At 45.2% G+C, this 13,508-nt stretch carries 9 protein-coding genes; 2 read left to right on the plus strand and 7 right to left on the minus strand.

Features of this window, described 5'->3' with window-relative positions; translation table 11 throughout:
* Window positions 1–39: 39 nt before the first annotated feature.
* Window positions 40–1,515 carry a methyl-accepting chemotaxis protein gene (locus tag T456_RS0115235; protein WP_024866877.1) on the plus strand — a complete coding sequence of 492 codons (1,476 nt, stop codon included), beginning with the start codon at window positions 40–42 and terminating at the stop codon, window positions 1,513–1,515.
* A gap of 410 nt (window positions 1,516–1,925) precedes the next feature.
* On the opposite strand, the gene T456_RS0115245 is transcribed toward T456_RS0115235, so the two are convergent.
* The gene (locus T456_RS0115245; RefSeq protein ID WP_024866878.1) at window positions 1,926–2,177 is read right to left on the minus strand and encodes a hypothetical protein; all 252 of its coding nucleotides are present in this window, start codon (window positions 2,175–2,177) and stop codon (window positions 1,926–1,928) included.
* Window positions 2,178–2,326: 149 nt separating this feature from the next.
* Here T456_RS0115245 and T456_RS0115250 point away from each other — a divergent pair, with 149 nt between their 5' ends.
* The gene (locus T456_RS0115250) at window positions 2,327–3,112 is read left to right on the plus strand and encodes a hypothetical protein (protein ID WP_024866879.1); all 786 of its coding nucleotides are present in this window, start codon (window positions 2,327–2,329) and stop codon (window positions 3,110–3,112) included.
* A gap of 121 nt (window positions 3,113–3,233) precedes the next feature.
* Here T456_RS0115250 and T456_RS0115255 read toward each other — a convergent pair whose 3' ends face one another.
* The 6 genes from T456_RS0115255 to T456_RS0115280 form a co-directional block, all read right to left on the minus strand.
* Window positions 3,234–6,011 (minus strand): FAD-dependent oxidoreductase, encoded by a 2,778-nt coding sequence (locus T456_RS0115255; RefSeq protein ID WP_051465057.1) that lies wholly within the window; start codon window positions 6,009–6,011, stop codon window positions 3,234–3,236.
* A gap of 188 nt (window positions 6,012–6,199) precedes the next feature.
* Complete coding sequence (locus T456_RS0115260) at window positions 6,200–7,177, minus strand: ABC transporter ATP-binding protein (RefSeq protein ID WP_024866881.1); 978 nt, start codon at window positions 7,175–7,177, stop codon at window positions 6,200–6,202.
* Window positions 7,174–8,313 (minus strand): ABC transporter ATP-binding protein, encoded by a 1,140-nt coding sequence (locus T456_RS0115265; protein ID WP_024866882.1) that lies wholly within the window; start codon window positions 8,311–8,313, stop codon window positions 7,174–7,176. Before T456_RS0115265 ends, T456_RS0115260 begins: the two co-directional genes overlap by 4 nt.
* A 15-nt stretch (window positions 8,314–8,328) precedes the next feature.
* On the minus strand, window positions 8,329–9,990 hold the full coding sequence (locus tag T456_RS22130; RefSeq protein ID WP_024866883.1) for an ABC transporter permease: 1,662 nt from the start codon (window positions 9,988–9,990) through the stop codon (window positions 8,329–8,331).
* Between the two features lie 17 nt (window positions 9,991–10,007).
* Window positions 10,008–10,994: an ABC transporter permease gene (locus tag T456_RS0115275; protein ID WP_024866884.1), complete on the minus strand. Its 987-nt coding sequence runs from the start codon at window positions 10,992–10,994 to the stop codon at window positions 10,008–10,010.
* A gap of 112 nt (window positions 10,995–11,106) precedes the next feature.
* Window positions 11,107–13,491: an ABC transporter substrate-binding protein gene (locus tag T456_RS0115280; protein ID WP_024866885.1), complete on the minus strand. Its 2,385-nt coding sequence runs from the start codon at window positions 13,489–13,491 to the stop codon at window positions 11,107–11,109.
* Window positions 13,492–13,508 lie beyond the last annotated feature (17 nt).

Here is a 13,508-nt window from a genome sequence, read left to right on the forward strand (position 1 = left end):
TTAACGTGAATTTTATGACAAAAAAGAGAGGAATACCATATGAACGCTGAACAGTATAAACGAGCCAATAATATCAGTTTCTACGTATGTATAATCATTGTAGCCGCCGGCTTAATGCTTACAGTTTTCAATGCATTCACCGATAACTCCGGTATGACGTTTGCCAAGATCAATATTATTATAGTAGCTGTTATCTCTGCTGTCGTTATGGCCATAGGAAACTTCAAATTTCCCACTATTAAAAAGGGTTGTATTTTCATAATGGGTGGTGCTACACTCTTTTACTTTGTCCTTCTTATTGCAGAGGATAAGATAGTTTATTTTGCCTTCGGACTTCCCATACTTATTTGCAGTGTCATCTATCTTAATGTAAGACTCTGTAAAGCAGGTATCGGAGCCATTATTATTTCCTTCTTTATCTCCTGTATAAAGGCATATATTACCACAGGAACTTTGGATATGCTTCATGTTCCGGCATTCATCACACTTGCCCTTGCATTTATATCATGTATCGGAACTGTCTCGCTTCTTACCACCTTCAATACCGAGAATAATGAAGTAATAAGTGCCAATGCAGAAAAGAGCGTGGCAACAGGAAATGCCATGGCTGATATAGCCAATACCATCACAAACCTGTTTAATGATTCTCAGCAGGATATGGCGGATCTGCAGAACATTATAGAAGCACAACAGTCAGGAATGAGTGATATTGCCAGCAGCATGGAAAGCACGGCACAGGCAATAACAAATCAGGCCCAGAAAGTTCAGCAGATTCAGGAAGAAACAGAAACTACAGAGCATAACAGAAAAGAGATGACAAAAGCCTCTGAAGCTGCTCAGCAAACTGTCCAGGAAGGTGTAAGGGTAATCGGAGATCTTAAGGATAAATCTCAGGACGTTGCAAGGACCAGTCAGATAACCGTAGATGCTACTCAGGCAGTTATCAATAAGGTTGAAGAAGTTCAGAAGATTGTCGGTTCAATTATGTCCATTTCAAAGCAGACAAACCTGCTTGCTCTTAATGCCAGCATTGAGGCTGCAAGAGCCGGTGATGCCGGTAAGGGATTTGCGGTTGTAGCAAATGACGTACGTGAACTTGCGGCTGAAACAAACACCGCTTCCACCGAGATCACAAGCATCATCAACGAACTTACGGAAGATGTTCAGAAGGCCATGGCAAGTATCGATGATACAGTTGCTTCCGTTTCCGAGCAGAACGAGATGATAGAGACCGTTGGCGATAACTTCGACAGTATCAATGAAAACGTATCAGAGATGCTCTCCCGCTTCTCTGTTATCGGCGAAGGCATGAAGTCCATTGCGTCATCCACAACAGAGATTAACGACAGTATTTCCAACCTGTCAGCAACAAGCCAGGAAGTTGCATCTCTTTCAAATGAAGGTGTTCGTTCTGCGGATGAAGCGGTTGACAAGTTCAACGATTTCAAGAATATACTGGGCGATATTTTCCAGCAGGCGAACAAACTTAAAGACATGCAGGTAAAAGAGTCCTAAAATTGTTGAAATTTTTTCTTAATTTCGCACAAAAGTATTAACTTTTAGCTTAATAATGCGATATAATATATGGTAGCAGAGGAAATCTGCTGCCATATATTTTTTGACAATTTAAGAAAGGAGGAAACAAGAGGGTGACAGCAACATGTGATATCAGACCCAAAGTCCTGGACTGCATCAGAACCAGATGCGAAGACGAGTTCTATCCGGACCCGGAAAAAGTTGCCCATATTACCGGCTTACCGTTGGGGGTGGTTTTTGACATGCTCATCGAACTGAAAAACCAGGGACATCTCGGCAAACATTGATTCAAAATGAATGGAGATAATATGGACGAACAACAATATTAAAGGTCCTATGCACGTGAATGCATAGGACCTTTTAATTTAACATTTTATTTGTAATTCACATCAGAGCATCTCAACCGGCTCATGTGAGAAATCTGCCTTTCCATCATTATAAAGGACTCTGACAAAATCAATCGCTCTCTGACCGGACTCTTCGATCGGAACATTCTGGCTATAAATGTACTCTATCTTATCGCCACTGGTAAGTACAAAATTGATCTGAGTTCCGATTATCTTGCCATCACCAACATCCATGGGCTTAACTTCTACCGAACTGACTTCTTTGATAACGCCTTCGTTAAAAAGTACTCTCATTAAATAACCTCCTGTTAAAATTGATTTATTATTAATATTTTATCACTTAATTTGTGTTATTGCGATATTCTTTGGCTAATCGTCCATTATGTGCTATACTAGGCATTGTGTTACGATTTCTGTAATATTTTTAAGGAGATAATTTTTCAATGAATATAATAAAGAGAACTGCCATAGCAATAATGTCGCTGGTGGTTATGACGACAGCTTTTACCGGCTGTTCCATGAATGATAAGAGTGATGCCGAGGAAGCTGCGGGTAACTTTCTTTCCGCTCTTCAAAGCGGCGATGAGAATTCCATAAACGAATACTCCTCAAGCCAGGTGGCTCAGGGAAGCTTTGTGAAACTGTTCAGTACCGAGGCTCTTAAGGAACAGTTCAGAGCCGGATTTGTGCAGACGGAAATGGACGAGGATGCTCTGGAGAAGCTTGATGAATTCTGCGATATGTTTGATTCGCTTATAACCAAATACGAAGTAAATGAAGTTACAATAGACAATAGCGGTGTTGCCAGGGCTGTCTGCACGCTGGAGACCAAATTTCCCACGGATATCATCGGCAGTGACGAGGCATCAGAGCTTATATCTCAGGTCACTGAAATCTACTCCACCTCCCATCAGGATGAGGTTCTTGCCCTGATAAACGAAGAAGGTGAAGAGGCCGCCACCAGGAAGATCTACAACGATATGACCAAGGAAGTGCTTGAAGTCTACGAGAGGCTTATTCAGGAAGCCGGGGCAGAAACCTATGCCATCGCCCTTACCCTTGAGAAGAATGCCGAGACCGGAAGCTGGTATGTAACCAATGTTCAGGACTTTGACAGTTCCGTAAACGGCACTATTGTTCCCGCAACAGATACTGCTACCACAGAGCTCTCCACCGTGGATGCGGATGCAGCTCTTGAGTCGGCTTCTACCGGTGTTTCACAAGAGTAATCATTATTATATTGCAAATTAAATTAAAGACATGTGCCTACATGCATACCACAATAGAAAATCCGGGCTATCAACCGATAGCCCGGATCTTTTTATGTATCTTTATTGTATTCTTACAGGATTACTTTTTGCCGCCGGTAACCTTATTGATAAGAATCTTTCCGGCTCTCTTTGCTGCGAAAGGTCCGATTGCCTTAAACTTATCCTCTGCTTTGTACATAGTACTTGCATCAGGCATATCACGGGTAAGGTGAATAGCATCAAACTCGCACTTGGTTGTGCACAGACCGCAGCCGATACAGCGGTTCTCATCTACGGTTGTAGCACCGCATCCAAGACATCTTGCTGCCTCGGTCTTAACCTGCTCCTCTGTGAAGGTGAGTCTGAGATCTTCAAAGGTATCCTTTGCAACTCCGGCCTTCTTACCGGGAATCTGTCTCTTGGCGTTATCAAAGCCCTCAACATGGATATTGTCCTTGTCAAGCTCTATGAACTCTCTTCTGTCACGGGCAAGGTCAAGTCTGTTTCCTTCATGTACGAAACGGTTGATGGAAACAAAGCCTTCTCTTCCGCCTGCGATAGCATCAATGGCAAATCTTGCACCGGTAAATACGTCTCCACCAACAAAGATATCAGGCTCAGCTGTCTGTCTTGTAAGAGCGTCAGCCTTGGCTGTTCCGTTGCGGTTGATCTCTACCTTTGTTCCCTTAAGCAGGTCGCCCCACTGTACGGACTGTCCGATGGAAAGAAGAAGGTTCTCGCAAGGGATCTCGATGGTGTCATTCTCATCATACTTGGGTGAGAATCTGTGCTCTGAGTCAAATACACTGGTGCATCTCTTGAAGATAACAGCTTTTACATGGCCATTCTCAACAACAACTTCCTTGGGACCCCAGCCGTTCTTAACTTCGATGCCCTCTTCTCTGGCCTCTTCGACCTCATCCTTAGCAGCAGGCATCTCTTTTTCTGACTCAAGACAGAGCATTGTAACCTTGGAAGATCCTGCTCTTACAGCGGTTCTTGCAACGTCGATAGCAACGTTACCGCCACCAACAACAACAGTGTCTCCGTTAAGCTTAATGGAGTGATCCTGGTTGATGTTCCTTAAGAACTCAACACCTGTCTGAACACCTTCAGCGTCCTCACCGGGAACTCCTGCAAGTCTTCCGCCCTGCATACCGATGGCAACGAAGAATGCCTTGTAGCCCTGCTCACGAAGCTGCTGGATAGTGATATCCTTACCAACCTCTACGCCATACTTAAACTCAACACCCATCTGACGGATTACGTCAATCTCGGCTTCGATAATATTCTTCTCAAGACGATAGCTGGGGATACCGTTCATAAGCATACCGCCGGCTCTCTTCTCTTTCTCAAATACAGTTACAGGATAGCCGTCCTGTCTCAGGAAGTAAGCAGCTGAAAGTCCTGCGGGACCACCACCGATAACAGCAACCTTATAATCATCACTCCACATTCCGCCGTCATGCTTCTCGCACAGGGGAATATATCTCTTATCTGCCTTAAGATCCAGAGAAGCAATGAACTTCTTGATCTCATCGATAGCAAGAGGCTGATCGATGGTACCTCTTGTACATGCATCCTCACAACGTCTGTTGCAGACAGCGCCGCAGATCATAGGAAGCGGATTGTCCTGCTTGATCAGCTTAAGAGCATCCTCATATCTGCCCTCTGCAGCCATCTTGATATAACCCTGAACTGAAAGGTGTACAGGGCAGGCTGTCTTACAGGGAGCTGTACCTGTGTCATAGCAGTTGATCTTGGCATCATCACGGTAATTGTAATTCCACTTATCGGGACCCCAGTTATCCTTATCGGGAAGCTTGGTCTTAGGATAAGTAACCTCGCTGCCATCCTTCTTGCAAAGCTTCTGTCCAAGCTTAGCAGCGCCTACAGGACAAACCTCTACGCACTTACCGCAGGCTACACACTTCTCTTTCTCAACATGAGCTCTGTAAGCAGAAGCTGACATATTGGGTGTGTTGAAAAGCTGTGAAGTACGAAGAGCGTTACATACGCCGGGAGCACAGTTACAGATAGCAACGATCTTGCCCTCGCCGTCGATATTGGTGATCTGGTGAACATAACCGTGACGCTCTGCTCTCTCTAAGATCTCATAAACTTCTTCCTTGGTGATATAGTGTCCGATTCCACGGTCATCCATGTACTCAGCCATATCGCCCATTCCGATACAGTAATCACCTCGGATCTGGCCGCTGCCCTCACCACGCATTGCCTGCTGCTTACGGCAGGAGCACTCTGAGATACCGTATTTGTCATACATGTCGATCCAGCGTGAAAGGTGCTCTACGGGAACTGACTGGTTCTCGAGAGAGATAGCCTTCTCAACGGGGATAACATGCATACCGATGCCTGCGCCTCCGGGAGGAACCATCTGTGTAATTCCCGCAAGAGGAAGCTGTGTCATCAGGTTGAAGAATGTAGCCAGCTGAGGGAACTCATCTGTGAGCTTGTCCTGCATCATCATGAACTCGGCTGAACCGGGAACAAAGATGGGAAGCTCATACTGAAGATGCTTGTCCGGTGTCTTGGCTCTGTTCTGCTCAATGATACCAATCCAGCGAAGACGCTCTACCATCTTCTGTGTGTCCTCCATGGACATGTTATTCATCTTAGCCAGTTCTTCTACTGAATAGGGAACACGGGTCTTCTTGAAGTTAAGAAGGAACTTAACCTGCTCCTTGTTGAGAATAAGATCCAGCATCCAGTACTCCGGATCTTTGTTGTTAATCTTGCCTGTAAATTTCTTTACATAGCGGTCTGTGATAAGAGTAGCCAGCTTAAGCACAAGCTTCTCTTTTTCGGGATCGGGAGCCTTATAATTCGGATCCTGCCAATAATCCCTTTCGTTGATCATAGGATCGCCGATTTTCCATTCGGCCATTGTTCTTGCCATAGTAATTATCCCCTTCTAATTTTGTAAACTGATTTTTAAAAAATAGTTTTCTGCCTACTGCAATTCTACCATAACAGCAGGTTTTTTTCCATCAAAAAAGAGCCAATGGAACGCGAAAAAAAGCCGTTTTCCATTGACCCTTCTGACTTTTATTTTTCGTCGTACAGATGACAGCAAACAACGTGTCCGTTGCCCATATCCTTAGGCACGGGAGCAACCTTTTTGCACTTCTCCATACACTGAGAACATCTGGTATGGAACTTGCATCCTGCCGGCGGATTGGCCGGTGAAGGAATATCTCCCTGAAGCAGTATTCTGTCCTTCTTGATCTCAGGATCAGGCATCGGAATAGCTGAAAACAGTGCTTTTGTATAAGGATGAAGAGGATTTGCAAAGATATCCTCTGTATTACCTGTCTCAACCAGATTTCCAAGGTACATAACACCGATGGTATCGGAGATATGCTCAACTACTGAAAGATCGTGAGAAATGAACAGATATGTCAGTCCTCTGTCTTCCTGAAGCTGCTTTAAAAGGTTGATGATCTGGGCCTGGATTGAAACGTCCAGCGCTGATACAGGCTCATCGCAGACTACAAACTCAGGCTTAAGAGCAAGGGCTCTTGCGATACAGATACGCTGTCTCTGTCCGCCGGAGAACTCATGAGGATATCTGTCCTTGTGGTACTCCTGAAGTCCGCACTCCTTCATTACTTTTGAAATGTACTCATCGTACTCGCTCTCAGGCACGATCTTGTGCTCTCTTACAGCCTCACCAATGATCTCGCCGATGGGAAGTCTTGGTGAAAGTGATGAGTAAGGATCCTGGAAGATGATCTGCATCTTGGTACGAAGTTCGCGAAGCTCCTTCTTGTCAAGCTTGCTTACGTCCTTACCGTCGAAGATGATGTCTCCCTCTGTCTTCTCAAGGAGTCTTAAGATGGTACGTCCTGTTGTGGACTTACCGCATCCCGACTCTCCTACAAGGCCCATTGTTGTTCCCTTCTTAATGGTAAAAGAAACATCGTCAACAGCCTTTACATGTCCTGTAACACCTCCGAAGAAACCACCCTTGATGGGGAAGTACTTCTTGAGGTTCTTTACTTCAAGAATGTTCTCTGTGCTCATTCTGCAGCACCTCCTTCCTCACATCTGTAGCAGCTTACCTCGTGGGTAGGTGAAACTTTATAGGTCTTGGGATATGCGCCGCTGCACTTGCCTACGCACATCTCACATCTGTCTTTGAAATAGCAGTAGTTGGGCATGTCGATAGGGTTCGGAACGTTTCCGGGAATGCTGTAAAGCTTGTCAACATGCTTGCCTACAACAGGCTTGGAGTTCATAAGTCCAATGGTGTAAGGATGTCTGGGATCCTTGAAGATCTCAGTTGCAGTTCCTTTTTCTACTACTCTTCCGGCATACATAACAACCACATAATCAGCCATCTCAGCTACAACACCAAGGTCATGGGTGATAAGCATGATGGAGCTGTTGATCTTGTCCTTAAGGTCACGAAGGATATCAAGGATCTGTGCCTGAATTGTAACGTCCAGTGCGGTTGTGGGCTCATCTGCGATGATAAGCTTGGGATCGCAGGCAAGAGCCATAGCGATCATGATACGCTGTCTCATACCGCCTGAAAGCTCATGGGGATACATTCTGTATACACCCTCCTTGTTGGCGATACCAACAAGCTGGAGCATATCAAGAGTACGATTCTTAACATCCTCTGCGCTCATGGAAGGGTTGTGAAGCTTGATAACCTCATCAACCTGATCACCGATACGGAAAACCGGGTTAAGGGAAGTCATGGGCTCCTGGAAGATCATACCCATGGAATTTCCGCGAAGCTTCTGCATATAGGAAGAAGGTGCATTAACAACGTTGATAGCCTTCTCACCTGTATTGAATCTGATCTCACCTTCTACAGTCTGTCCTGAAGGACGCTGTACCAGCTGCATAAGTGAAAGGCTGGTAACTGACTTTCCGCAGCCTGACTCACCAACGATACCTACGGTCTTACCGATGGGCACCTCAAAAGACACACCGTCAACGGCCTTAACAGTTCCGATATCCGTAAAGAAATATGTATGTACGTTATCGAACTCCACGCAGTTGTTCGGGTCTTTCATCTGAGTAACATATTCGCTCTCAGGTATGTTTTTTCTGTTCCTTCTTTTCTCAATCTCTGAGGTGATCTTGCGGTTCTCTCTCGAGATCCTTCTGGACTCCCTGGCAGAGATATAATTTGAATTCTTAGCCATTTTATTTCTCCTAACTTATCTCTTCATCTTAGGGTCAAAGGCATCACGAAGTCCGTCACCGATAAAGTTAAAGGCGAGAACTGTGAGCAGGATAAACAATCCTGCAGGAAGCCATACAAATACATAGTTACTCATTACATATGAGTCATTAACCGCGTTAATGATACTTCCCCAGGAAGCTGCAGGATACTTGATACCAAGTCCCAGGAAGGAAAGTGTAGCCTCCGCAAGGATAACATCACCAAGTCCCATACTTGCAAATACGATAAGCTGAGGAACTACGTTAGGAATAAGATGCTTGAAAATACGTCTGTAAGTACTGATACCTGTTGCCTCTGCCGCAACCATGAACTCCTGCTCACGAAGGGAAAGGATCTGACCTCTTACGATACGAGCGATTCCTACCCATCCGATAACAGCCATGATCACGCACAGCATATAGATTCTGGTGGTAGCACTTGCCTGATAGTAGTCCATGATGGAACCAAGAATCAGGTAAAGAGGCATTGTAGGAATACAGTAAACAACATCGACAAAACGCATGATCAGGTTATCAACCCATCCTCCGAAGAATCCGGCGATTCCACCCATGATCATTCCGATGAATACCTCGATAAAGATAACTACGAAACCGATAAGAAGTGAGATACGTCCACCGTACATAAGTCTTGCAAGAAGGTCCATACCGTTTGCATCGGTTCCTACCCAGTGCTCCTTGGAAGGTCTTGCATAAGTGTCGATGACTCTGGTCTCCTGGTACTTTCTGAAGGTGTACTGACCGTTCTTGTTCTCGATTACATACTCAACTTCTTCACCGTTTTCATCAGCAAAGGTGAATGAGCTCTGTCCTGCCTCAACGGCTTCCATAGCTGCATTCTTGTAAGCAGGGCTGATGAATACTCCTGCATTTGCCGCATTGAAGTTAAGGTCTGATACAAAAGCATACTCTGCGCCGTCTGCGGAAACCACTTCTCCGTCTACGGTATAAGTTTTGCCGTCTGCCTCAAAGCTGTTCTCGCCGTTAGCCATGGCAACCAGGGCTCCGCGGTAGAAATCGTAGGAGAACTTTGTGTTCTTGTCATAAGCGGTAAAAGACTTCATGGCTGCAACACCAAGCTCTGTAGCTCCGTAAACATCAGGATTTGCTGCTCCTGTGTCCTGGAACAGATAGGTGTCACCCTTGGAATCGGTAAAGAAGTTCTCACCTGCCGCTACAGCTGCATCGTAATCTGCATTCTTACGAAGAAGCATATTTACTGACTGCAGTGAATAGATAACGTAAACGCCGTCACCTACATTACCAAGACCCATAACATCGCCTTTTCTGGTCTCGAATACATACTTGCCTGTGGAAGCAGCAATAAGTGTCTTGGAATAGATATCTGAAGGAAGCTCTGCTCCCTCCTTCTGCTGGATCTGATACTGGTCTATGGTAGTAGCACCGGCATAGTCCTTAAGAATCTTATCTGTTGTATAGAACACCTGGCTCTGTGAGTAGGGGCAAAGAAGACCGCCTACAAATGAGAACAGGAACATGAATACAATGATAACCATTCCAACGATAGCAAGCTTGTTTCTGATGAAACGCTTGAATACCATCATTCCGGGAGAAAGAACTTTAACTCTGGCAGCATCGTCAAGAGTCATTTCTTTGTTTTCTACATTTGTGTTTTCCATCTGCTCTTCCTCCTTTCTTAATTTACTCGAACTCTGGGGTCAACGAGAGCATATGTGATATCTGCAATGAGGTTGCCCATAAGAATAAGTACAGCCATAAATACCATATAGAACATAACAAAAGGAATATCTCCCTGAGTTACGCACTGGTAGAATGTGTATCCGATTCCGGGAATCTGGAACAGAGTCTCTGTGATCATGGCTCCGCCAAAGAGTCCGGGAAGAGATCCTCCCAGAAGTGTAACGATGGGGATAAGTGTGTTTCTGAAAGCATGGTGATTGATAACCCTGTTCTCGGAAAGTCCCTTTGCTCTTGCGGTTCTGATGTAATCAGAGTTAAGAACCTCAAGCATGTTGGCACGTGTATAACGCATAAGGCTACCGATACTTACAACGACAAGTGTAAGTGTGGGAAGTATCATGTGCCTTACCATATCTAAAACTTTTCCTGTGGATGACATTGACTCATGCATACGGCTTACAATTCCGTAAAGATCAACCCATCCAAGTCTGATGGAAAAGACATATTTCAAAATTGTGGCAAAGAAAAAGCTCGGAAGTGAAATTCCGATAAGTGCGATAACTGTGATCGCATAATCTGCAAGTGAATACTGTTTTCTTGCTGCCAATATGCCGGCAGGAATAGCAATAACGATTTCAATGATAAATGAAGCCAGTCCCAAACCAAAAGAATACCAGATTACGCTGGAAAACTTCTGAAGTACAGGCTGATTGAAATACCATGATTCCCCAAAATCAAGTCTTATTGCTTTAGTCGCCCATTTGAAATAACCCTGAACGATACCGGTATCAAGACCATACTGTGCATTGAGCTGGTCTACCCATTCCTGATATGATTTGGATCCCGGTCTTGTAGCCAGAGCCATGGCCTGAGTCTCTACATAGGATGTGGGCATCAAACGCATGATTGCATAAATGATCATCGATACAAAGAATAGGAGAACTACAGATATAAGCAATCTCCTGATTATAAACTTCTTCATTTTAGCGGTGCTCCTTGTCTAGTAAAACCATAATTCTTTTGGCACCAAAATCGCAGTGCACTTAGGCACTGCGATTTGTATGCCAGGTAAAACAATATTGTTGTGCTACTTATTAGTTCATAGCAATTTTATGGATCTCATCCATGAATGTGTAATATGTTGTCTGATCAGGTGTGATAGAATCAACATTTACTCTCTCTGTGCTGTAGATTGTGCAATCCTGTCTCTGATATACAGGGATCTCGCAAGCAAAGTCTACAACGAAGTCAAGAGCTTCCTTGTAAAGAGCCTTACGAACTGCCTGGTCTGTTACAGTTCTAGCCTCAAGAACGAGCTTATCAAGTTCGTCTGAGTAGATTCTGTAGTGACCTGCGCTACCACCCTCTGAGTGATAGATCTGGAACATATCAGGATCAAGAGTTGTCTGCCAAGCTGCGCACCAGAGCTCTGCTGTGCCGGCCTCAAGTGCTGACCAAAGGATAGATGTATCTGAAAGGTCGTTGATTGAAAGGTCGAAGCCGATTGTCTTAAGTGCCTCAGAAGCTGCTGTAAGGATACCGAATGAAGGATGGTCTCCCTGTCCGCCGCCGCCGATCATAACTTCGTAGCCCATCTTAGCACCCTCGGGAGCTGCTGTAAGCTTGCCGTCTGTTACGGTGTAGCCTGCTGCCTCGAAGAATCCAAGAGCTGCCTGAAGAGCTGCTGCATACTTCTCATCCTCTGACATTCCGTCTGTGTAGATGGGGTTACCATCAACGTCAGTTGAGAATGCTACCTTGTAGTCAGGATCAGAAGCCTGAGGAGCTGCCCATGATGTGTTGGAGATAGGATAGTTGATAACTGAAGCAGCCTCTCCGTAGTAAGAGTCAATAACAACGTCACGATATACGGCAATAACAGTTGCGATAGCCTTTCTGAGGTTCTTGGAAGCTTCGCTGCCGTTATCACCACCAACAGCTACGTTCTCAGAGTTCATACCGATGTAACCGTATCCTCTGTAGTCTGTAAGAACTGTTGTAAGCTTGTCACCTGAGATCTCGCCGTTTGAGTTCTCGCCGGCGATCTGCTCAAGAGCTGACTTGGAAGCTGAAGGATCAGAGATATCAATTGTTCCCTGAACTACACCTGACTCCTTATCAGCATTTGATGTAACCTTGAACTGAAGGTTCTTGGTTGCAGGAGCGCCTTTCCAGTAGTTCTCGTTTGCTGTCATGTAAACGATCTTGTTCTCGAACTTCTCGAACTTGTAAGGGCCTGCTCCCATAGGAGTTGTTGTCTTAGCACGAACGGGAGAAAGGTCACCCTTCTCGAATCCGAACTTGTTGTTGTCGTAGTCATACATATCCTTGTTGCCGTAGTAGTGCATAGGGCAAACATCGATAGCCAGCTGATAGATAGCTGTAGCGTCAACCTCTGTAAGAGTTACTCTTACGGAATAGTCGCCTGTCTTCTGGATACCTTCGATGTGATCTACAGAATCGCCTGTCTCGATAGCAACCTTGTAGTCATCTGAAAGGAAATCAAGGATTCCGGCATCAGCCTGCTCTGTATCTGAAAGAGTAACAACGTCTCCCTCATAAGCTGCCATAAGCTCTGCCCAGTAATCAGCTGCTGTAGGAGCATTGCCGCCTGCTACATCGAAGTTTGTACCTGTAGCTGAAGTTGTGATGGTACCGTCCTCGTTGTCCTTAGCGAATCCCCAGTTAACCATACCGTTAGCGATAACGTCATTGGCAACAGCCTCTGTAGCTGCAAGATAGCCCTTGTCCTGGCAGTACTTACCGATGGACTCAGCGAACTTCTCACCTGCTGCAGGAAGATCTTCATCCCAGAACTTCTTCTGCTGCTCTTCTGTTACGAAAGTGAAATCTGTGTTGTCAGCGCCGCCCTTAACCAGAAGGTTGAAGAGTGTGTCTGATCCGCTTCTGTATTCCTCAAGACCCTTGATAGGAAGAGCGTAAACTGATCCGCTTCCATCGTATGAAGGATCAAGGAAAACGTAATATGAGAAGATTACGTCATCTGCTGTAAGTTCCTCTCCATCAGAGAACTTAACTCCCTGACGAAGTGTGAAATCATAATCAACGGTTCCGTCAGCATTCTCTGTTACTACACAGTCAGAAATACCCTCATAGGTATAATCTGTTCCGTTGTAAGACTTTGTCTCACCTTCGATACCATTGTAGATGAGCTCACCTGCACGATCGTTGGTCAAAAGAGCTACTGAAGTAAGACCGGCTACGTTTGTGTCAGGTACGCTTGCTGCAAAGAATCTGCTGAACTTCTCTGAGAAGTCGTCAGATGCGATTACCAGTGGAGCATCGCTTCCGGAAGCAACTTCTTCTGCAGGAGCTTCCTGAGTCTGCTCTGTGGCAGTTTCTGTTGTCTGAGTATCAGCCGGAGTCTCTGCTGCAGGCTGTGAATTTCCGCATGCTGCTGTTGAGAGAACAAGCACGCCGGCAAGAAGGGCAGACAACACTTTGTTTCTGTTTTTCATAAACTTTCCTCCTTTAG

The organism is Butyrivibrio sp. FCS014 (genome assembly GCF_000526935.1).
Lineage (GTDB): Bacteria > Bacillota > Clostridia > Lachnospirales > Lachnospiraceae > Butyrivibrio.